The organism is Pseudoduganella sp. OTU4001 (assembly GCF_038440195.1).
Lineage (GTDB): Bacteria > Pseudomonadota > Gammaproteobacteria > Burkholderiales > Burkholderiaceae_D > Rugamonas.
The window spans coordinates 240,250-259,551 of the sequence record NZ_JASATG010000004.1 but is presented as its reverse complement, the minus strand read 5'-3'; the positions used below and the strand labels follow the sequence as shown (position 1 = coordinate 259,551).

Sequence of the window (19,302 nt, the reverse complement as noted above, 5' to 3'; positions counted from 1 at the left end):
CTTGTTTCTCGCTTCGTTTCGCGCTTTTCGCTGCGTCTCGTTGCGAGGGACAGAACTATAGCGGACTGCCCGTGCTTGCGCAAGGGCTTTCGCGCTAAAACCAGAAAACCTGGGTCAGACCCAAGGGTCTGACCCAGTCTGCGCTGCAGCTGGCTGGAGATTACAGGCCTTCGAAGTTCGGGGTGCGTTTTTCGAGGAAAGCGTACATGCCTTCGCGCTGGGCCGGGGTGCCGAAGCCTGCGTGGAACAGGCGGCGTTCGTAATTCACACCTTCGCTCAGGGTGGTTTCGAATGCGCGGTTCACGCAGTCCTTGATCTGCATGGCAACGGAAACCGGCATCTGTGCGATGCCCTGGGCAATGGCCAGGACTTCTTCAATCAGCTTGTCGGCCGGGACCACGCGCGACACCAGGCCAATGCGCTCGGCTTCCGCGGCGTCGATCATGCGGGTGGTGAGCAGCATGTCCATTGCCTTGGATTTGCCGATGGTGCGCGGCAGGCGCTGGGTGCCGCCGGCGCCCGGCGTCACGCCAACCTTGATTTCCGGCTGGCCGAACTTGGCGCTGTCCGCAGCGATCAGGAAGTCGCACATCATCGCCAGTTCGCAGCCGCCGCCCAGTGTGAAGCCGGCTACGGCACCGATGACCGGCTTGCGCACCTTCAGGATATGTTCCCAGTTGCGGCCAATATAGTTGTCGCGATAGGTGTCCTGATAGGTGTAATCCTTCATGGCGGCGATGTCGGCGCCTGCGGCGAAGGCTTTTTCGCTGCCGGTCAGGATGATGACGTGGATCGCAGGATCCTTGTCGAACTTGGCGAACGCTTCGCCCAGCTCATTCATCATGTTGTCGTTCAGCGCATTCAGTGCCTTCGGACGGTTCAGGCGGATCAGTGCCACTTTATCGTGCACTTCGACGAGCAAATCCTGGTATTCCATCGAAATCTCCTCTATTGGTTAAATGGTGCTGCGGCGATTGTAGCCGGTCGGCCGGAGGGGCTGCTATAGTTCGCGGGATGCATTCCATCTTTCGCAAAGATGCGCTGGTTGCGGATCCCGCATTCCGCCTCTATTGGTTAAGCACCATCCTTGCCGGCTCCGGTGTCTACATCGGCGCACTGGCCCTGCCGCTTTGCTCCGTCGTCCTGCTGCATGCCAGCCCCGCGCAAATGGGCCTGGTCGGCGCGTTCCAGGCCGTTCCCTTCGCAATCCTGGCCCTGCCGGCCGGCGTCTGGCTGGACCGCAGCCGCAAGAAGCCGATCCTGGTAGCCTGCCGCATCGCCCAGACCTTGTCGCTCGCGTGCATCCCTGCCGCCTGGGCGCTTGGCGTCCTTTCCATGCAGTGGATGTACCTGGTCGCCGTCGTGCAGGGCTGCTGCTCGGTGCTGGGCGGCGGCGCGGAGCAGATCCTGCTGACGCGTATCGTCGGCCGTGAACAGCTGGTCGATGCGCAATCGAAATTAACCGTCACCGACTCCGTAGCGCGACTGGTGGCGCCGGGATTCGGCGGCCTGCTGGTGCAATGGCTGTCGGCGCCGTTTGCCGTCATCGTCAACGCGCTGGGCTTCGGCATATCGGCGCTGATGCTGCGCCGGGTGCCGATCGATGAACCTCTGCCACCACCTTCCGACAAGCATCCGCTGCGCGATATGCACGAAGGGTTGCTGTTTATCTGGCGCCAGCCCTTGCTGCGCACCCTGGCCTGGAGCGCAGCGCTCTGGCACCTGCTGTTCTATGGCTACGTTGCCTTGTCCACCTTATATGTGCTGCGTGAACTCAAGCTGGATGCCGGCACGCTGGGCGCGGTCCAGGTGCTGGGAGGCATGGGCGTGCTGGCCAGCGGCTTCCTGCTGAAACCGGTCACCCGGCGCTTTGGCCAGGGCCACGCTACGCTGCTGGGAATGATCGTGACGACCATGGGCTTCGTTTGCCTGCCGATGCTCAGGCCGGAAATGCTGGGCCAGCATAGCGTGACAGTTGCCGCCTGCGCCCTGCTCACCTTCTTCTTCGATTGCGGCGTGATGATGTATTTCATGCCCTATATTGCCTTGCGCCAGCAGGTGACGCCCGATGAATTCCTCGGCCGCATGACTTCATCGATGCGCTTCCTGACCGTGGCCAGCGCACCGCTTGGCGCCCTGCTTGCGGGTTATGCGGGCGAGCACCTGGGAATCCGCGCGGCACTGGCATGGATAGGCGCGGGCGGCGTTGCGCTGGCCATTGCCGCGGCATGCTCCAAGACCTTGCGTGCGCCAGCCATCGTGGCCGCGCCTTAAACTGGACTTGGACTGTTATCTCGTAGGAGAACGCCATGTTCAAATCGATATTGCTGCCCACCGATGGCTCGCAACTGTCGGAACGGGCGGCCCAGACTGCCATTGAATTCGCAAAGATCCACGGCGCGCGCATCACCGTAGTTTCCGTCATGCAGCCAATCCCCTTTGTGCCAATGGCCGATGCAGCAGTGCTGACGGACCCTGGTCTGTTCGACCGCGAGATGCGGCGCAGCCTTGAAGCGGGGCTGGACAAGGTGGTGGCCGCCGCCACGGCAGCCGGCGTACCGTGTGAAGCCGTGCTAGGCGAAGCGAACAGCCCCTACGAGGAGATCGTCAGGACCGCTGAGGAACACCATTGCGACATCATCATCATGGCATCGCACGGCCGCAAGGGCCTGAACAAGCTATTCCTTGGCAGCGAAACCCAAAAGGTCCTCGCCCATACGCATTTGCCGGTGATGGTGCTGCGCTGAGCTCCTGCCGTTGAGAATTTGGTAACATTTGCCAAATTCGCAACGAGGAGGTGTATGCGCTTAAGTATTCTTGTGGTCGCGGCCCTGGCAATGTCCAGCGCGACGGCGGCAAATGTCCAGGTCACGGTCCGCCTGGCGGCCCCCAGCGCGCTGGAAGTCAGCTACGAGCTGCCAGCCCTGTGCTCGCAAATCCCTTTCCTGAAGACTGGCGCCGGCGCCGGCGAGATCCGCTCGCGCTGGCAGGCTGTCGACGATTGCGGCCAGGCTGGCGGCGACATGCTCACGCGCGGCGCCAAAAGCTGCAAGACGCTCGCCTTCCGCGTCCCGGCCACCACCAATAAGGTCACCGGTTATCCAGGCTCGTTCCCGACTGGCGAAGGGATCTACGCGCACATGTCGAACTACGCCATCGGCGAAGCCTGTGGCGCGGTCAGCTACCGCTTCGCAGGCCCTGGCAGCATCCTGACCGGCCGGGCGCGGCACGAAAACACCGCGCCAACGCATGCGGATGCGGCGGCGATGCTGTTCCCTGCCCGCCTGCCCAAAACCGGCGCCAGCCTTGATTATTACGATCCCGCCCTGCCTGCGGCGACCATAGAACTGCTGCGCGACCGCGCCGCGCGCACCACGTCGTGGCTGCAAAAACGGATGCCTGGCGCGGAGGTGAAGCGCCCCATCATCGCCGCCACCACGGCGAAGGCGCCCGGCGACCCGAATGTGGGCGGCAATGCCGGCGAGCTGGTGCTCCTGTCGCTGTTCAACTGGCCGGCCGAGCCTTCACCGGCGCTGTATCGCAAGGCAACCCTGCTGGTAGCGCATGAAATCAGCCACGGCTTCCAGATGCGCGACGCAGTCGATGATTACGCCGACGCGCGCCTGATCCATGAAGGCGGCGGCGAGTTCCTGCGCTGGCTGGTATCCCTGCATCGGGGCTGGCTGACGCCGCAGGAAGCGGCCGCCGAACTGGATGATGCGCTGGCGGAGTGCATGCTCGTTACCGATGGGCGCCGCTGGCGCGACCTGTCCGCAGCCGATGTTGGCGGCAGCCGCCTGGAATATGAATGCGGCTTGCCAGCCTACGTCTATGCCATGGCTGTGCGCCAGGGCAAGGCGGACGCCGTGGCCCGCATCAACGACTTTTACCGCCAGCTGCGCCGCGGCGCCAAACCGGATTTTGCGCAGGCCATGGAATGCGGCAGCGAGGCGTGCAAGCCAACGGTTTTGCCCGCCGTGCTGGGCGGCGCGAAGCCGATGCGCGATGAGTGGTCGGCCGTTCTGGAAAGCAGCGGGCTGGCGAATCCGGTCGCCCCGACGCAGCGCCAGACCGACGCCATGATGCTGCGCGCGCTGACAAAATTGATGCGGGAAGACTGCCAGGGCAAGCGCAGCATGACGCCGACCAGGGGCAGCGTACTAATGGATGGTTTGCCGGCCTGCGCGACCCTGCGCCAGGATGTGGAAGTGGTGCAGGTGGAAGGTTTGCCGGTATTTGGCACGATGCAGGCGCTGCCTGCCGTGGTGCAGGCCTGCGGCGCACGGCGCCAGCTGACGCTGGGACTGAAAGATGGCGCGACGCTGGCAGTACCTTGCGTCACGCCTTATCAGCCAGCCACGCGCATGTATGCCGCGGATATCGGCAAGATCATGCGCGCCCTTGGCGTGCCGGGTGCGCCGCCCAGCCGCTAGCGCACCAGCTTGGGCAGCAGCACCCAGATATTGCCGCGCTGCTTCATGCGGCCGGCAAAATCTGCCGCTTCGGCGCCGAAGCCGAAGAAGAAGTCGAGGCGGATCGCGCCCTTGATCGCGCCACCCGTATCCTGCGCCAGCATCAGCCTTTGCAGCGGCAGCTCCTCAGGGCCCGGCAGCGTGGTGCTCAGGTAGACCGGGGCGCCCAGCGGCAGCTGGCTGCGGTCGATTGCCACGGAACGCTGCGGCGTGAGCGGCACATTCAGCGTACCTTTCGGTCCGACCTTCGGGTCCGGCAGTTTTTCCTCTTTGAAGAAGACGTAGCTCGGGTTGGCGTTGAACAGCTCCTGCTGGCGCGTCGGGTGGCCGTCGATCCAGGCTTTGATGCCTTGGGCGGTGGCCTGCTCGGTGGTCAGCTCGCCTTTTTGCACCAGCCATTTGCCGATCGACTGGTAGGGGCGGCCGTTCTGGTCGGCGTAGGCGACGCGCACGGTTTCGCCATCCGGCAGCTGCACGCGGCCGGAGCCTTGCACTTCCAGGAAGAACGCTTCGACGGCGTCGTCCACCCAAAGGAGTTCACTGCCGGGCAGGCCGTTGCGGGCGATTTCTTCGCGCGCCGGGAATGGCACGACGCGCTTGCCTTTCAGTTTGCCGCGTACACGTTTGCCCGCTAGCTCCGGGTAGACGGAGCCGACATCGATGATGACCATGTCGTCCGGGACTTTGTACAACGGCGTCTGGTAAGGGCCGCCCTTTTTGCGGGCGCCGCGCAACAGGGGCTCGTAGTAGCCGGTAATCAGGCCGGTGTTGCCGCCGTCCGGGGCGATCACCTGGTGCGGGTCAAAGAAGGATTCAAAGAACAGGCGGATGGCGGATTCGCTGCTGGCATCCACGGTCTTGGCGATCGCGCACGGCTCCTTCCACTCGGCGCTGGCGCCCAGCTTGGAGCAGGACAGCATGAAGGCCGGCCAGGCAGCACGCAGGTCGTCACGCTCCCAGCCCGGCAGGTCGGCGAAGCGGGCCGGCACGAATTCGGCTGTGGACGGCGGCGCGGGCGTGGCAGGGGTGGCCGGCGGTACGGCAGGCGTTACCGGCGCGGTTGGCGTCGCGGGTGGGACGGGCGTGGCTGGCGGCGTGACGGGCGGCGGCGTGGCGCAGCCGGCCAGCAGCAACGCGACGGCGGCGGCACAAACGGGTAAACTACGGCGTGTCAAAAACATGAGGTGTTATCTATGTGGTATCTGTTCCTGGAAGCGCTGGTGGCGCTGTTCCTGCTGGTGTTCATCGTCTGGTGGACGCTGCCATCCAAGAAAAAGAAGGACGAAGACAAGAAGTAGTCAATGCAGGGTTCGCGGCAGCGACAGCACGAACTCCGGAATCTTGGTCTCGAACTGGTGGCCGTCTTCGGCCACGCAGAAGTATTCGCCATACATCGAACCCTGCGGCGTGCGCAGCTGCGTGCCGCTGGTGTACTCGAACACCTCGCCCGGCGCCAGCAACGGCTGGTGGCCCACCACGCCAAGGCCGCGCACTTCCTCGATATGGTTGTTGGCGTCGGTGATCACCCAGTGACGGGAAATCAGCTGGGCCGGCACGGTGCCGGTATTTTTGATAGTGATTGTGTAAGTAAACACAAAATTGGTGCGGTCCGGGTTGGACTGTTCCGGCAGGTACTGGGTACGCACCTCCACCGCAAACTCATACTGGGCCATAAGCTTTCCTTCGTAACAATTGGGCAATTCTAGTCCAAGCAATCGGACATCGTCCGCACAGAAGCGTAAAATAACGCATCTTTTTTACCAGCCAAGCAGCCATGACTACTTTCCGTATCGCTCCGAGCATCCTGTCCGCCGACTTCGCCCGCCTGGGTGAAGAGGTCCGCAACGTTGTTGCCGCCGGCGCCGACATCATCCACTTCGACGTGATGGACAACCATTACGTGCCGAACCTGACCGTCGGCCCGCTGGTATGCCAGGCGATCCGCCCGCACGTGCAAGTGCCGATCGACGTGCACCTGATGGTCAAGCCGGTCGACCGCATCATCCCTGATTTCGCCAAGGCTGGCGCCAACATCATCACCTTCCACCCGGAAGCGTCCGAACACATCGACCGTTCGCTGCAACTGATCCGCGACAACGGCTGCAAGGCCGGCCTGGTATTCAACCCGGCCACCCCACTGAGCTACCTGGACCACGTCATGGACAAAATCGACATGATCCTGATTATGTCCGTCAACCCAGGCTTCGGCGGCCAGTCCTTCATCCCGCAGGCGCTGAAGAAGATCGCCGAAGCGCGCCGCCGCATCGACGAATCCGGCCGCGACATCATGCTGGAAGTGGACGGCGGCATCAAGATCGACAACATCAAGGCCGCGGCTGAAGCTGGCGCCGACACCTTCGTGGCCGGTTCCGCGATCTTCGGCCAGCCGGACTACAAGGCCGTGATCGACGCGATGCGCGGCCAACTGGCTTCGCTGTAACCGGTATGGCGGCGGTCCTGCGCGGCGTACGGGCCGCCATCATTGACCTCGACGGCACCATGCTCGACACCATGGGCGACTTCGTGGTCGCCCTGAGCGAGATGCGCGCGGAACTGGGCCTCGGTCCGGTAACCGCTGCGCAGGTCGAGCCGATGGTAGGCAAGGGTTCGGAAAACCTGGTGCGCCGCGTGCTCGCGCTGGACTATGACGAAGCTGGCGTAGAGCGCTTGTTCCCGCAGGCGATGGAGTCCTACCAGCGCCATTACATCGCCATCAACGGCCAGCACAGCGAAGTGTACGACGAGGTGGAAGCCGGCCTGCAGGCCATGCGTGCAGCAGGCCTGCGCCTGGCCTGCGTCACCAACAAGCCGATCACCTTCGCCCAGCCGCTGCTGGCGATGAAAGGCCTGTCCGGCTATTTCGAGGTGCTGTACGGCGGCGATTCCTTCGAAAAGAAGAAGCCGCACCCGATGCCGCTGCTGAAAGCATGCGAATTCTTCGGCCTGCCGCCGGCCCAGGTGGTGGCCATCGGCGACTCGTCAAACGACGCCGAAGCGGCCCGCGCGGCCGGCTGCCCAGTGCTTACTGTGCCATATGGTTATAACCACGGAGTGGGTATACACGAAACGGATTCCGATGGTATAGTTGACACGCTTCTTTTTGCAGCTGAACTCATCGCGCAAGAAAACTAACCCAAATGTTTCTCAACAAAAGACACAATGTAACCCACCGGGGCTCGATTGAGGCCTGGCTGTGGCGACGCTGGCAATCCTGACTTAGTCCCGATTGCTGTCGGCGCACGCACATGTGTTCCGGCAGGTTTTTTGTAACCTTACCGCCACCACTACGTCCACGGCGGAACGGAGAAACACATGACCGAACTCGAATTCAAATCCCTGGCCGCGGAAGGCTATAACCGTATCCCTCTGATCGCGGAAGCTTTCGCCGACCTGGAGACCCCGCTCACCCTGTACCTCAAGCTGGCCCAGACCCAGAACTACGGCAAGAACACCTTCCTGCTGGAGTCCGTGGTGGGCGGCGAGCGATTCGGCCGCTACTCCTTCATCGGCCTGCCAGCCAACACCGTGCTGCGCAGCACCGGCAAGCTGACCGAAATCGTCAAGAACGGCCAGGTGATCGAGACCCACGAAGGCAATCCCCTCGACTTTATCGAGCAATACCAGGCGCGCTTCAAAGTCGCCGTGCGTCCGGGCATGCCGCGCTTCTGCGGCGGCCTGGCCGGCTATTTCGGCTACGACACTGTACGGCACATTGAAAAGACCCTGGCGCATACGCAGCCGAAAGACGACCTGGGCCTGCCGGAAATCCAGTTGATGGTGACCGAGGAGCTGGCTGTCATCGACAACCTGTCCGGCAAGCTGTACCTGATCGTCTACGCCGACACCTCGCAGCCGGAAGCATTCAGCAAAGCGCGCCAGCGCCTGAAAGACCTGCGCGCCCTGCTGCGCCGCGGTGTCGATGCGCCGGTGACCACGCCTTCGGTACGCACTGAAATCATCCGCGATTTCGCCAAGGAGGACTACCTCAAGGCCGTCGCCAAGGCGCACGAATACATCCTGGCCGGCGACCTGATGCAGGTGCAGATCGGCCAGCGCATCCGCAAGCCTTATGTGGATTCGCCGCTGACGCTGTACCGATCCCTGCGCTCGCTGAACCCGTCGCCGTATATGTACTTCTACAATTTCGGCGATATGCAGATCGTGGGCGCCTCGCCGGAAATCCTGGTGCGCAACGAGACCCTGCCGGACGGCGAGAAGAAAGTCACGCTGCGCCCGATCGCCGGTACCCGCCCGCGCGGCAATACGCCGGAACGCGACGCCGCGCTGGCCGAGGAACTGCTGAACGATCCGAAGGAAGTGGCGGAGCACGTGATGCTGATCGACCTGGCACGCAATGACCTGGGCCGCATCTCTGAAATCGGCAGCGTGAAGCTGACCGACAAGATGGTGATCGAGAAGTACTCGCATGTGCAGCACATCGTCTCCAACGTCGAGGGCAAGCTGAAGAAAGGCATGTCCAACCTGGACGTGCTGCGCGCCACCTTCCCAGCCGGCACCCTGACCGGGGCACCGAAAGTGCGTGCGATGGAAATCATCGACGAACTGGAAATCAGCAAGCGCGGCATCTACGGCGGCGCCTGCGGCTACCTGTCTTTCGGCGGCGAGATGGACGTGGCGATTGCGATCCGCACCGGCGTGATCAAGGACGGCATACTGTACGTGCAGGCCGCCGCCGGCATCGTCGCCGATTCGATTCCGGAAATGGAATGGCAGGAAACTGAAAACAAGGCGCGCGCCGTGCTGCGCGCGGCCGAGCAAGTGCAAGATGGCCTGGATGGGGAGTTCTGAAATGCTGCTGATGATCGACAACTACGACTCCTTCACCTACAACATCGTGCAGTATTTCGGTGAGCTGGGCGAAGACGTGCGCGTGCACCGCAACGACGAAATCACCATCGCCGAAATCGAGGCCATGAATCCCGACCGCATCTGCATCTCCCCGGGTCCAAAAGATCCGTCGCAGGCGGGCATCTCGCTGGAAGTGCTGAAGCACTTCGCCGGCAAGAAACCAATCCTGGGCGTGTGCCTGGGCCACCAGGCCATCGGCGAAGCCTTTGGCGGCAAAGTTATCCGCGCCAAGCAAGTCATGCATGGCAAAACTTCTCTTATCGCGCATACGGGTGTGGGCGTGTTCCAGGGCTTATCCAGCCCGTTCACGGTAATCCGCTACCACTCTTTGGCAATCGAGCGATCCTCGCTGCCTTCCTGCCTGGAAGTCACAGCCTGGACCGACGACGGCGAAATCATGGGCGTGCGGCACAAGGAGTACGACATCGAGGGTGTGCAGTTCCACCCTGAGTCCATCCTGTCCGAGCACGGCCACGCCTTGCTGAAGAATTTCCTCGAACGCAAATAAGAGAAGGAAGCATCATGCCTATTACCCATCAAGAAGCACTGGTTCGCTGCATCGAACACCGCGAAATTTTCCACGACGAGATGCTGCACCTGTTCCGCCAGATCATGTCCGGCGAAATGTCGCCCGTCATGATGGCCGCGCTGACCATGGGCCTGCGCGTCAAGAAGGAAACCATCGGCGAGATCACCGCTGCGGCGCAAGTCATGCGCGAGTTCTCGACCAAGGTGCCGATGGCTGACACCACCAATCTGGTGGATATCGTCGGCACCGGCGGCGACGGCGCACATACCTTTAATATTTCTTCCGCTTCGATGTTTGTCGCTGCCGCTGCAGGTGCGCGGGTGGCCAAGCACGGCGGGCGTTCCGTCTCGTCGTCCTCGGGCAGCGCGGACCTGATCGAATCGCTGGGCGCCAATATCAACCTGAAGCCGGAGCAGATCGCGCAGTCGATTGCGCAGACCGGCATCGGTTTCATGTTTGCGCCGAACCACCACGCTGCGATGAGGCATGTGGCGCCGGTGCGCCGCGAGCTGGGCGTGCGCTCGATCTTCAATATTCTCGGCCCGCTGACCAATCCGGCCGGTGCGCCGAATATCCTGATGGGCGTGTTCCACCCGGACCTGGTGGGTATCCAGGTACGTGTGCTGCAGCGCCTGGGCGCGCAGCATGCGGTGGTAGTGTATGGCCGCGACAATATGGATGAAGTCTCGCTGGGCGCCGGCACCCTGGTCGGTGAACTGGTCAACGGCGAGATCCGCGAGTATGAGATCCATCCGGAGGACTTTGGCCTGCAGATGATCGCTTCGCGCAACCTGAAGGTGGCCGACTCGGTGGAATCGAAGGCGCGCGTGATGGAGGCGCTGCGCGGCGAGCCGGGACCGGCTTCGGATATCGTGGCGCTGAATGCCGGTACCGCACTGTATGCGGCGGGTGTAGCGTCGTCCATCGAGGATGGGCTGGCGCGGGCGCGCGCGGCGGTGTCGTCCGGCGCGGCGGTGGCCAAGCTGGAGCAGTTTGTGCGCGTGACGCAGGAACTGGGCAAGGAGGGCTAAGCGATGTTCGGCATCCATGACCTGACGCTGTTTGTGATCTCCGGTCTGCTGCTGAACATCATGCCGGGACCGGATTCGCTGCTGATCATGGCGCGCAGCGCTACGCAGGGCTGGCGCGCCGGGTGCGCGGCGGCGCTGGGGATTGGCGCCGGTACGTTTGTGCATATCGGCGCGGCGGCGGTTGGCTTGTCGGCGGTACTTGCGACCTCAGCGACCGCCTTCACTGTCGTCAAATGGATTGGCGCGGCGTACATCGTTTGGTGCGGCATCGGAATGCTGCGGGCGCGCCTGAAGCGCGGTGCGGCGGACGCTGTGGCGCCGAGCGCACCGGCGCCGGCGTCGTTGCAGCGCATCTTTGCGCAAGGCTTCCTGACCAACGTCCTGAACCCAAAAGTCGCCCTATTCTTCCTGGCCTTCGTGCCGCAGTTCATCGACAGCGACGCGACGAACAAGCCGCTGGCCTTCCTGATCCTCGGCTGCATCTTCAACTTCAACGGCATGCTGTGGTGTAACGGCCTTGCCCTCTTCACCGCCTTCGCCAGCGCAAAGCTGAAGGTCAAACCACTGGTCGCACTGTGGCTGAACCGCGTCACCGGCGGCATCTTCATCGCGCTGGGCGCGCGCCTGGCCCTGGCCGAACAACACTGAGATTCACCATGTCCGACATCCTGAACAAGATCCTGGCCGTGAAGGCCGACGAAGTGGCGGCAGCCAAGAAGCGCCGCAGCCTGCAATCCTTGCGCGACGAAGTGGAAGCCGACAAGGACCTGCGCGCCAGCCTGCGCGGCTTCGAAGCCAGCTTGCGCCGCAAGATCGAAGCCGGCCACGCCGGCGTGATCGCCGAAGTCAAGAAAGCCTCGCCATCGAAAGGCGTGCTGCGCCCTGACTTCCGCCCGGCGGAAATCGCCGCCAGCTACGCCAATGCCGGCGCTGCCTGCCTGTCGGTGCTGACCGACGTGCACTTCTTCCAGGGCGCCAACGAGTACCTGCAGCAGGCGCGCGCCGCCTGCGACATCCCGGTGCTGCGCAAGGACTTCATGGTCGACATGTACCAGATCTATGAAGCACGCGCGATGGGCGCCGACTGCATCCTGCTGATCGTCGCCGCGCTGGACCACGGCCTGATGGCGGAAATGGAAGCCTGCGCCCACGAACTGGGCATGGACGTGTTGATCGAATCGCACGACGGCGACGAACTGGCCGCCGCGCTGCAGCTGAAGAGCCGCCTGATCGGCATCAACAACCGCAACCTGCGCACCTTCGACGTTTCGCTGGACACCACGCTCGGCCTGCTGCCGAACATCCCGCAAGAGCGCATGGTGATCACCGAATCCGGCATCATGACCCCGCAGGACGTGGCGCGCATGCGCGAGAACGCGGTGCACGCCTTCCTGGTGGGCGAAGCCTTCATGCGCGCGCCCGACCCGGGCGCCGAGCTGCAAAAGTTGTTCGCTTAAGCCGCCAGCGGCCCCGGCGCCGCGATCTCGGCGCGATTGCGCCCATTGGCTTTGGCGCGGTACAGCGCCGCATCGGCGCGTGAAATCAGGCTATCCAGCGATTCATCGGCCACCTGCTGGCCCGCCAGGCCGATACTGACGGTGCATGCAGGCACGCCGGGCTGGAGGCTGTCGCGCAGCAGCGACTGGATTCGCTGCGCCAGTTGATGCGCGTGCGGCAGCGTGGTCTCGGGCAGCAGTACCACGAACTCCTCCCCCCCGAAACGCGCCACGTAATCGCAGCGGCGCACGCTGCGCATGATCACCGAAGCCACGTGCGTCAGCACTTTGTCGCCCTGGGCATGGCCATGCTGGTCGTTGATGGCCTTGAAGTGGTCCAGGTCGATCGCCATCAGCGACAGCGGCGAATCGCTGCGCTGCTGGCGCGCACGCACGCGGCCAAAGAACTGCAGGAAGCCGCGCCGGTTCAAAACGCCCGTCAGCGGGTCGTGCGTGGAGCGCTGCTCCAGGATTTTCTGAAGCTTGCGGGTGGCCAGCATGAGGAAGGCCACTGTCATGAGCAAGGCCATGAAGTTGGCGACCGCCAGGTAGACATTGGCCAGCGCGCTGCGCCGCAGCAGGTCGGCAGCGTTGCTCTCCATGAACAGCGCCGCGACACCGCGCGTCAGCGTATTGAGCGACTGCACGGCCAGCAGGATGCCGAAGAACCAGTTGGTGAAATGGTGGCTGCGGTGGCGCCACACCAGGCGCAGCTGGTCGATATAGAACACACTGACGAAAAAGCTGAACGCCGCCGCGCGGTACGGGAAGTTCGGCTCGACCAGCAGCCAGTACAGGATGGCCGACAGCTCCAGCAGCCAGGCGCCGTGGAAGATGGCCCAGCCGCCCGCCACGCCAAAGAAGCGCCGCGTGCCGATCATGGAAAGGCCGATACCCCACATCAGGCAGACGTTGGCGCCGGGCAGCGCAATGGCGTCCGTCAGCTTACCGCGCAGCAGGAACAGTATGCCGGCGCCCACCATCGCAAGCAGGCCGCAGGCCCAATGCCCCACGCCCGCGACTTCGCGCCGGAAGCTCAGGTGCACCGAATACATGGCGGCTGCCAGCACCACGCAGGTCAGCGTGGTGGTGAACAGGACGGTGAAGGGGTCCAGGGCAAACATCGGCACTGGATCAGGCGGCGGTCGGGCGGCGCGGGGTGGTCTTCTTCTCTTCCACTGTCATGGTGATGCCGGGCACGCGGTCGCCCTGCAGGGTGACGTCGAACATCATCAGCTCGTCGCGGCGGAAGGCATGCACCTGCACGGTGTCGCCGACTTTGTAGCGCGCCAGCAGGCCTTCCACGTTGGACGGGTTGCCGTTCACGCGCAAGCCGTCGATCGCCACCAGCAGGTCGTTGGCCGACAGGCCGGCCTTCTGTGCGGCGCCGCCATCGTGCACGGCGGACAGCTTGCAGTCGGCGCCGTCGCGGCCGATGTTGACGTCCATGCTCGGTTTGGTCGATTTGCGTTCGTCCTTGTAGCTGACGCCGAACTGCGGCAGCAGCTTGGCCAGTGGTACGTCTTCCGTGCCGCGGATGTACTTGTCGAAGAATGGCTTCAGTTTGAAGCCGGCGATGTCGTCGAACAGGGCTTCCACGCCTTCCGGGGTTACGCCGCGCGGCTTGCCGTTGTAGAAGTCGCGACCGTAGCGCTGCCACAGCGCGCGCATGATGTCGTCCAGCGAGCGCTTGCCATTGGTCTTGGCGCGGATGGTCAGGTCCAGCGCGAGGCCGATCAGCGAGCCTTTGGCGTAGTAGCTGACGATGGCGTTCGGCGAGTTCTCGTCCTGGCGGTAGTACTTGCCCCAGGCGTCGAAGCTGGAGTCGGCCACGCTTTGCTTGGTGCGGCCGCTGCCGCGCAACACTCCGGCGACCGCCTTATTGAGCAGCTTGTAGTAGCCATCTTCCGACAGCAGGCCGGCGCGTACCAGCATCAGGTCGTCATAATAGCTGGTGAAGCCTTCGAACAGCCAAAGCAGCGGAGTGTAGTTCTCCACCTGGTAGTCGTACGGTGCGAATACGGCGGGTTTGATGCGCTTGACGTTCCAGGTGTGGAAGTATTCGTGGCTGCACAGGCCCAGGTAGGTCATGTAGCCGTCGCTCGGTTCCTTGCCGCGCTGCGAGATGGTCGGCAGGTCGGCGCGCGAGCAGATCAGGGCGGTGGAAGCGCGGTGTTCCAGGCCGCCGTAACCGTCGCCCACCACCATCGTCATGAAGACGTAGCGGTCCATCGGGGCTTTTTTGGTGCGAGGTTCGAAGAAGGCGATCTGCGTTTCGCAGATTTGCTTCAGGTCGTTGCAGATGCGGGTGATGTCCAGGTTCGGCACGCGGCCGGTGAACACCACGTCGTGCTGCACGCCGAGCGCCTTGAAGCTGGCCAGTGCGAAGGTGCCCATCTCGACCGGGCTGTCGATCAGCTCATCGTAGTCCTGGGCGATGTAGGTGCCGAAGCCGTAGCGCTTGGCCTTCAGTTCTTTCAGCGCGGTGGCGACGCGCCATTTGGCGGCCGCTTCGTGCGCCGGGCGCTGGATATCGACCACGTGCGGCACGTCCTCGCTGCCGACAACGCGCAGGAACACGCTGGTGCCGTTGAAGAAGCCGTGCGTCTGGTCGAGGTGGGCGGCGCGCACCGACAGGTCCCATGCATAGACTTCGTAGTGCACGGTGAGCTTGCCCTTGCAGGGGGCGGCTTGCCAGGAGTGCTTATCCAGCTTGGTCAGTTCAACCGGCTGGCCGCCGCATTCGGCGCGGGCCTGCACGATGTTGCGCGAGAACTCGCGGATCATGTAGCTGCCGGGGATCCAGGCCGGCAACACAAATACCTGGCCTTCCGGCGCTGGGGATTCAACGGTCACGGTGACCTGGAACATGTGCGCCGAGAGATCCTTGGCGGCAATGGTGTAGCTGATTTTTTTGTTCTTCATTTGATATCGGATGGTGTATCGATGTCCTGCAGGATGCCGGGATCATCCACCATCAGTTCGTTAACCGGATTGTTCTTCAAAATGCTGCGGGCGCCCTGGTCTCCGTCCAGCGCCAGCAGGGCTTGCAAATGGGCGCGGCCAAAGGCGACGGGATTGCCGCGACGCCCGCCGAACACCGGCGCAGCAATGGCGTCCAGCCGCTCCGCATCACGCGGCGCGACCGCTTGGGCCAACGCGGCCATCGTGGCAGGCCGCACGTACGGCATATCCGCCAGCGCAATCAGCCAGCCATCCGCGTCCTGTGCGTGCTGTACGCCGCATACCAGCGAGGCGGCCATGCCGCTGGCAGCGTCGGCGCAAGCAACGACCTCGCAGCCAAGTTCGCGCAGCAGGTGCGCCGTGTCGGCGTCCTGCGGGCGCACCACTGCGACCACCCGCGGCACAGCGGCCAGCAAGGCGCGCGCGCTGGCGGCAACCACCAGCTCGCCACCAGGCAGCGCCTGCAGCAGCTTATAGCGCGCGCCGCCCGGATCGAAACGGCTGCCGCTGCCGGCCGCCAGCAAAACGCCGGCGATCAAGCCTTCGCCATATCAAACGGCAGCTTGCGAACGCGTTTGCCCGTCAGCTTGAACACCGCATTGGCCAGCGCCGGCGCCAGCGGCGGCAAGCCCGGCTCGCCCATACCCGTCGGATTGTCGGTCGAGGCCACGGTGAACACCTCCACCACCGGCATATCCGTCATGCGCGCCACGCTGTAGTCATTGAAGTTGCCCTGCTCGACCACGCCATCCTTCAGCGTAATCGCCGCTCCGGGCAAGGTGGTGCCCAGCCCCATCAGCGCCGCGCCCTGCACCTGCGCCTCGATCGTCATCGGATTCACCGGCAGGTTGCAGTGCACGGCAGCGGTGACCTTGTGCAGCTTGGGCTGCCCATTCTTCATCGACGCCACCACCACATACGCCACCGAAGTCTCGAACGACTCGTGCATCGCGACGCCCCAAGCCTGCCCTTTCGGCAGCTTGGTCTTGCCATAGCCCGACTTCTCGACTGCCAGGTTCAGCGCCGCCAGCTGGCGGACATGCTTGGGATCGACCAGCTTGCGACGGTACTCCACCGGGTCCATTTTGGCAGCATGCGCCGCCTCGTCGATCAGCGTCTCCATTACGAAGGCCGTGTGGGTCGACCCCACGGATCGCCACCACAGCACCGGCACATTCGCCTTCGCGTTATGCACGGTCAGGTTCATCGGCACCGAATACGGCTCGCCCATGCCCTCCACCGAGGTCGCATCCACGCCATCCTTCACCATCATCGGCTCGAACGGCGTACCCGTGATGATGGACTGGCCGACAATCACATGGTTCCAGCCCACGATATTGCCCTTGGCGTCCATGCCGATGTCGGCCTGGTGCACGTAGACCGGGCGATAGTAGCCACCCTTAATATCGTCCTCGCGGCTCCAGATCACCTTGACCGGCCCCTTGCCCCAGGCCTTGGCCACATTCACCGCCTCCACGATGTAATCGGAAGTCGGCACCGCGCGGCGGCCAAAGCCGCCACCGGCCATCATGGTGTGCAACGTAACCTTATCCGGCGTCAGCCCCGCAGCCTTGGCGGCCGCCAACGCATCCAGCGTCTGGAACTGGCTGCCCGCCCAGATGGTGCAGGAATCGGCCTTCAGGTCCACCACGCAGTTGAGCGGTTCCATCGGCGCATGCGCCAGGTAAGGGAATTCGTAAGTAGCGCTGATTTTCTTCGGCGCCTTGGCGATGGCCGACGTGTCGGCCTTCTTCACCGGCGTACCGGCCTTCTTCGCCAGCGCCTTGTACTCTGCCACCTGCTTCTTGCTGGAGACTTTCTCCAGGCCGGCGGTATCCCACTCGATCACCAGCGCATCGCGGCCCTGCTTGGCCGGCCAGTAGCCATTCGCCACCACCGCCACTCCGCTGCCGCCACGGTCGGTATCGACCTTGATGGTATCGATCACGCCTGGAATCGCCTTGGCCTTGGACGCATCGAACTTCTTCAGCTTGCCGCCAAAGATAGGCGGACGCGCCACCAGCACCACCTTGGCGCCCTCCGGCTTGAAATCCATGCCGAACTGCTGCATACCGCTCGACTTGGCGCGCGCATCCAGGCGCGGCGTCGGCTTGCCAATGATGGTGAAGTCTTTTGGATCCTTCAGCTTCACGACCTGGGGCACCGGCTGTTTCATCGCCGCATCGGCCATGGCGCCGTAGGTAGCGCTCTGGCCCGAAGGCCCGTGCAGCATGCCCTTGGACGTGCGCACCTGCGCCGCAGGCACCTTCCACTGCTCGGCCGCCGCAGCGACCAGCATGGCGCGCGCACGGGCGCCGATTTCACGGTGCTGCATCCACGAGTGCTTGACGGCGGTCGAGCCGCCGGTCATCTGGATGCCGAAATTCGGGTCTTTATACGCATCGCCAGCCGGCGCCAATGCCGAACGCACCTGCGACCAGTCCGCATCGAGCTCCTCCGCGATCAGCATCGGCAGCGCGGTATGCACGCCCTGGCCGAATTCGAGGCGGTTGACCTGGATGGTGACGGTATTGTCCGGCGCAATATGGAGGAAAGCGTTGGGCGCCACCGGCGGCTTGGCCGGCGCATCGGCAGCCACCGCGCGCGCAAAGCGCCCGCCGCCGCTGGCGACATAGAAACCTAGCAGCAGACCGCTGCCGGCTTTGAGGAAGGTACGGCGCGAAACCCCTGCGCCATCCGATTGAGCTGCCATGAACCATTCTTTGCGCATGGCGGCCTCCGTCAGGCGATGGATTTCGCAGCGTCCTTGATGGCCGCGCGGATCCGTTGATAGGTGCCGCAGCGGCAGATATTGCCCGACATGGCGTTATCGATATCGGCGTCGCTCGGCGCCTTATTGGTGCGCAGCAGGGCCGTCGCGCTCATCACCTGGCCGCTCTGGCAGTAGCCGCATTGCGGCACGTCGTGCTTGACCCAGGCATCCTGCACCGCTTTGCCCACCTTGTCGGCGGACATGGCTTCGATGGTGGTGATCTTCTGGCCCACCGCCGCGGAAATCGGCGTCACGCAGGAGCGGATCGCCTGCCCCTCCAGGTGCACGGTGCAGGCGCCGCACATGGCCATACCGCAGCCAAACTTGGTGCCGGTCATATTGAGGTTGTCTCGCAACGCCCACAAGATGGGCGTGGAGGGATCGGCGTCGACCTGCACGTCGCGCCCGTTGATATTCAATGTGACCATGCCAGCTCCTTATTTGATGGTGGCGAACTTAGCTTCCAGGGTACGCTGATCAACTGCTCCTGCCAGGCGGCTGCCGTCGGCAAAGAAGATTGCCGGGGTGCCGTTAATATTCATCTTCTGGCCCAGGGCCAGTACTTTCTCGTTCGGCGAATTGCAGCCATTCGGCGCTGCCGGCGCCAGTTTGCCGCCCAACATCCAGTCGTCCCAGGCCTTGTTGCGGTCGGCCGAGCACCAGATGTTCTGCGACTTGGTGACCGAATCCGGCGACAGGATGTTGTACATATAGGTGTACACCGTCACGTTATCGATGCTGGCCAGGGTGGTGGCGCGGAAGCGCTTGCAGTAGCCGCAGTTCGGATCTTCAAAGATCGCCATCACGCGCTTGCCGTTGCCTTTGACGGTCTTCAGTGCCAGCTCTTTCGGCAGCTCGTCGAAGTTGATCTTGTTGATATCGTCGATACGCGCCTGGGTCAGGTCTTGCGACGACTTCAGGTCAAACACGTGGCCCACGATCAGGTAGCTGCCGGTCTTATCGGTGTAGCGGATATCGCCGCCGACGCGGATCTCGTACAGGTCGGCGTATGGGGTCTTTTTGATGGAATCAATTTTCACATCGCCCAGGTGTTCTGCCAGGGCTTTGCGCAGTTTGGCTTCCTCTTTGGCGTTCTGCGCATCCGCGCAGGACATCAGCATGGTCGTGGCCATAACCATTGCCAGCTTGCTCATCTTCATAGGTTCTC

The 19,302-nt window shown here is 63.4% G+C and carries 19 protein-coding genes; 10 read left to right on the top strand and 9 right to left on the bottom strand.

What is annotated here, in order from left to right:
- Nucleotides 1-160 precede the first annotated feature (160 nt).
- Entirely contained in the window at nt 161-937 is a 777-nt protein-coding gene (locus tag AAHE99_RS06115) for an enoyl-CoA hydratase (RefSeq protein WP_342115468.1), read from the bottom strand.
- A 77-nt stretch (nt 938-1,014) separates the two neighbouring features.
- Here AAHE99_RS06115 and AAHE99_RS06110 point away from each other — a divergent pair, with 77 nt between their 5' ends.
- From AAHE99_RS06110 to AAHE99_RS06100, 3 genes are read left to right on the top strand one after another with little or no spacing between them, the layout of a single operon-like run.
- A complete protein-coding gene (locus AAHE99_RS06110; RefSeq protein WP_342115467.1) occupies nt 1,015-2,274 on the top strand; it encodes an MFS transporter in 1,260 nt (419 codons plus the stop codon).
- Between the two features lie 35 nt (nt 2,275-2,309).
- Nucleotides 2,310-2,747, top strand: coding sequence for a universal stress protein (locus AAHE99_RS06105; protein WP_342115465.1), 438 nt, complete (start codon nt 2,310-2,312; stop codon nt 2,745-2,747).
- A 54-nt stretch (nt 2,748-2,801) separates the two neighbouring features.
- Nucleotides 2,802-4,433: a hypothetical protein gene (locus AAHE99_RS06100; RefSeq protein ID WP_342115463.1), complete on the top strand. Its 1,632-nt coding sequence runs from the start codon at nt 2,802-2,804 to the stop codon at nt 4,431-4,433.
- Here the strand turns inward: AAHE99_RS06100 and mltA are convergent.
- Together mltA and apaG are read right to left on the bottom strand one after the other, a co-directional pair.
- On the bottom strand, nt 4,430-5,653 hold the full coding sequence (gene mltA / locus AAHE99_RS06095; protein WP_342115461.1) for a murein transglycosylase A: 1,224 nt from the start codon (nt 5,651-5,653) through the stop codon (nt 4,430-4,432). The genes AAHE99_RS06100 and mltA overlap by 4 nt on opposite strands.
- A gap of 117 nt (nt 5,654-5,770) precedes the next feature.
- Nucleotides 5,771-6,145: a Co2+/Mg2+ efflux protein ApaG gene (apaG, locus tag AAHE99_RS06090; protein WP_342115459.1), complete on the bottom strand. Its 375-nt coding sequence runs from the start codon at nt 6,143-6,145 to the stop codon at nt 5,771-5,773.
- Between the two features lie 101 nt (nt 6,146-6,246).
- Between apaG and rpe the strand changes: the two genes are divergently transcribed.
- From rpe to trpC, 7 genes are all read left to right on the top strand, one after another.
- Nucleotides 6,247-6,912, top strand: coding sequence for a ribulose-phosphate 3-epimerase (gene rpe / locus AAHE99_RS06085; protein ID WP_342115457.1), 666 nt, complete (start codon nt 6,247-6,249; stop codon nt 6,910-6,912).
- A 5-nt stretch (nt 6,913-6,917) separates the two neighbouring features.
- Entirely contained in the window at nt 6,918-7,604 is a 687-nt protein-coding gene (locus AAHE99_RS06080; RefSeq protein WP_342115455.1) for a phosphoglycolate phosphatase, read from the top strand.
- Between the two features lie 180 nt (nt 7,605-7,784).
- Nucleotides 7,785-9,281, top strand: a complete 1,497-nt coding sequence (trpE, locus tag AAHE99_RS06075; protein ID WP_342115453.1) for an anthranilate synthase component I — start codon at nt 7,785-7,787, stop codon at nt 9,279-9,281.
- Between the two features lies 1 nt (nt 9,282).
- The gene (locus tag AAHE99_RS06070) at nt 9,283-9,849 is read left to right on the top strand and encodes an anthranilate synthase component II (RefSeq protein ID WP_342115452.1); all 567 of its coding nucleotides are present in this window, start codon (nt 9,283-9,285) and stop codon (nt 9,847-9,849) included.
- A gap of 14 nt (nt 9,850-9,863) precedes the next feature.
- Nucleotides 9,864-10,901 (top strand): anthranilate phosphoribosyltransferase, encoded by a 1,038-nt coding sequence (trpD, locus tag AAHE99_RS06065; RefSeq protein ID WP_342115450.1) that lies wholly within the window; start codon nt 9,864-9,866, stop codon nt 10,899-10,901.
- A 3-nt stretch (nt 10,902-10,904) separates the two neighbouring features.
- Nucleotides 10,905-11,549 (top strand): LysE family translocator, encoded by a 645-nt coding sequence (locus AAHE99_RS06060; protein WP_342115448.1) that lies wholly within the window; start codon nt 10,905-10,907, stop codon nt 11,547-11,549.
- Nucleotides 11,550-11,557: 8 nt separating this feature from the next.
- Nucleotides 11,558-12,358 (top strand): indole-3-glycerol phosphate synthase TrpC, encoded by an 801-nt coding sequence (trpC, locus tag AAHE99_RS06055; RefSeq protein ID WP_342115446.1) that lies wholly within the window; start codon nt 11,558-11,560, stop codon nt 12,356-12,358.
- On the opposite strand, the gene AAHE99_RS06050 is transcribed toward trpC, so the two are convergent.
- The 6 genes from AAHE99_RS06050 to AAHE99_RS06025 are packed head-to-tail and all read right to left on the bottom strand — an operon-like array spanning nt 12,355 to nt 19,294.
- Nucleotides 12,355-13,521, bottom strand: coding sequence for a GGDEF domain-containing protein (locus AAHE99_RS06050; protein ID WP_342115445.1), 1,167 nt, complete (start codon nt 13,519-13,521; stop codon nt 12,355-12,357). The genes trpC and AAHE99_RS06050 overlap by 4 nt on opposite strands.
- Nucleotides 13,522-13,531: 10 nt before the next feature.
- Entirely contained in the window at nt 13,532-15,322 is a 1,791-nt protein-coding gene (locus AAHE99_RS06045) for a M61 family metallopeptidase (protein ID WP_342115443.1), read from the bottom strand.
- Nucleotides 15,319-15,900, bottom strand: coding sequence for a nucleotidyltransferase family protein (locus AAHE99_RS06040; protein WP_342115441.1), 582 nt, complete (start codon nt 15,898-15,900; stop codon nt 15,319-15,321). The genes AAHE99_RS06045 and AAHE99_RS06040 overlap by 4 nt, the downstream gene beginning before the upstream one ends.
- Nucleotides 15,897-18,092: a xanthine dehydrogenase family protein molybdopterin-binding subunit gene (locus AAHE99_RS06035; RefSeq protein ID WP_342115439.1), complete on the bottom strand. Its 2,196-nt coding sequence runs from the start codon at nt 18,090-18,092 to the stop codon at nt 15,897-15,899. The genes AAHE99_RS06040 and AAHE99_RS06035 overlap by 4 nt, the downstream gene beginning before the upstream one ends.
- Before the next feature lie 11 nt (nt 18,093-18,103).
- Nucleotides 18,104-18,562, bottom strand: a complete 459-nt coding sequence (locus AAHE99_RS06030) for a (2Fe-2S)-binding protein (RefSeq protein WP_342115438.1) — start codon at nt 18,560-18,562, stop codon at nt 18,104-18,106.
- Between the two features lie 9 nt (nt 18,563-18,571).
- Nucleotides 18,572-19,294: a DsbC family protein gene (locus AAHE99_RS06025; protein ID WP_342115436.1), complete on the bottom strand. Its 723-nt coding sequence runs from the start codon at nt 19,292-19,294 to the stop codon at nt 18,572-18,574.
- Nucleotides 19,295-19,302: the final 8 nt, after the last annotated feature.

What these genes read in the sequence shown, in the direction of transcription:
- trpC (WP_342115446.1), top strand. Translation starts at nt 11,558, where the DNA reads ATGTCCGACATCCTGAACAAGATCCTGGCCGTGAAGGCCGACGAAGTG.
- mltA (WP_342115461.1), bottom strand. Translation starts at nt 5,653, where the DNA reads ATGTTTTTGACACGCCGTAGTTTACCCGTTTGTGCCGCCGCCGTCGCG.
- trpD (WP_342115450.1), top strand. Translation starts at nt 9,864, where the DNA reads ATGCCTATTACCCATCAAGAAGCACTGGTTCGCTGCATCGAACACCGC.
- AAHE99_RS06070 (WP_342115452.1), top strand. Translation starts at nt 9,283, where the DNA reads ATGCTGCTGATGATCGACAACTACGACTCCTTCACCTACAACATCGTG.
- AAHE99_RS06105 (WP_342115465.1), top strand. Translation starts at nt 2,310, where the DNA reads ATGTTCAAATCGATATTGCTGCCCACCGATGGCTCGCAACTGTCGGAA.
- AAHE99_RS06025 (WP_342115436.1), bottom strand. Translation starts at nt 19,294, where the DNA reads ATGAAGATGAGCAAGCTGGCAATGGTTATGGCCACGACCATGCTGATG.
- AAHE99_RS06030 (WP_342115438.1), bottom strand. Translation starts at nt 18,562, where the DNA reads ATGGTCACATTGAATATCAACGGGCGCGACGTGCAGGTCGACGCCGAT.
- AAHE99_RS06115 (WP_342115468.1), bottom strand. Translation starts at nt 937, where the DNA reads ATGGAATACCAGGATTTGCTCGTCGAAGTGCACGATAAAGTGGCACTG.
- AAHE99_RS06035 (WP_342115439.1), bottom strand. Translation starts at nt 18,092, where the DNA reads ATGCGCAAAGAATGGTTCATGGCAGCTCAATCGGATGGCGCAGGGGTT.
- AAHE99_RS06045 (WP_342115443.1), bottom strand. Translation starts at nt 15,322, where the DNA reads ATGAAGAACAAAAAAATCAGCTACACCATTGCCGCCAAGGATCTCTCG.
- rpe (WP_342115457.1), top strand. Translation starts at nt 6,247, where the DNA reads ATGACTACTTTCCGTATCGCTCCGAGCATCCTGTCCGCCGACTTCGCC.
- apaG (WP_342115459.1), bottom strand. Translation starts at nt 6,145, where the DNA reads ATGGCCCAGTATGAGTTTGCGGTGGAGGTGCGTACCCAGTACCTGCCG.
- AAHE99_RS06080 (WP_342115455.1), top strand. Translation starts at nt 6,918, where the DNA reads ATGGCGGCGGTCCTGCGCGGCGTACGGGCCGCCATCATTGACCTCGAC.
- trpE (WP_342115453.1), top strand. Translation starts at nt 7,785, where the DNA reads ATGACCGAACTCGAATTCAAATCCCTGGCCGCGGAAGGCTATAACCGT.
- AAHE99_RS06050 (WP_342115445.1), bottom strand. Translation starts at nt 13,521, where the DNA reads ATGTTTGCCCTGGACCCCTTCACCGTCCTGTTCACCACCACGCTGACC.
- AAHE99_RS06100 (WP_342115463.1), top strand. Translation starts at nt 2,802, where the DNA reads ATGCGCTTAAGTATTCTTGTGGTCGCGGCCCTGGCAATGTCCAGCGCG.
- AAHE99_RS06110 (WP_342115467.1), top strand. Translation starts at nt 1,015, where the DNA reads ATGCATTCCATCTTTCGCAAAGATGCGCTGGTTGCGGATCCCGCATTC.
- AAHE99_RS06060 (WP_342115448.1), top strand. Translation starts at nt 10,905, where the DNA reads ATGTTCGGCATCCATGACCTGACGCTGTTTGTGATCTCCGGTCTGCTG.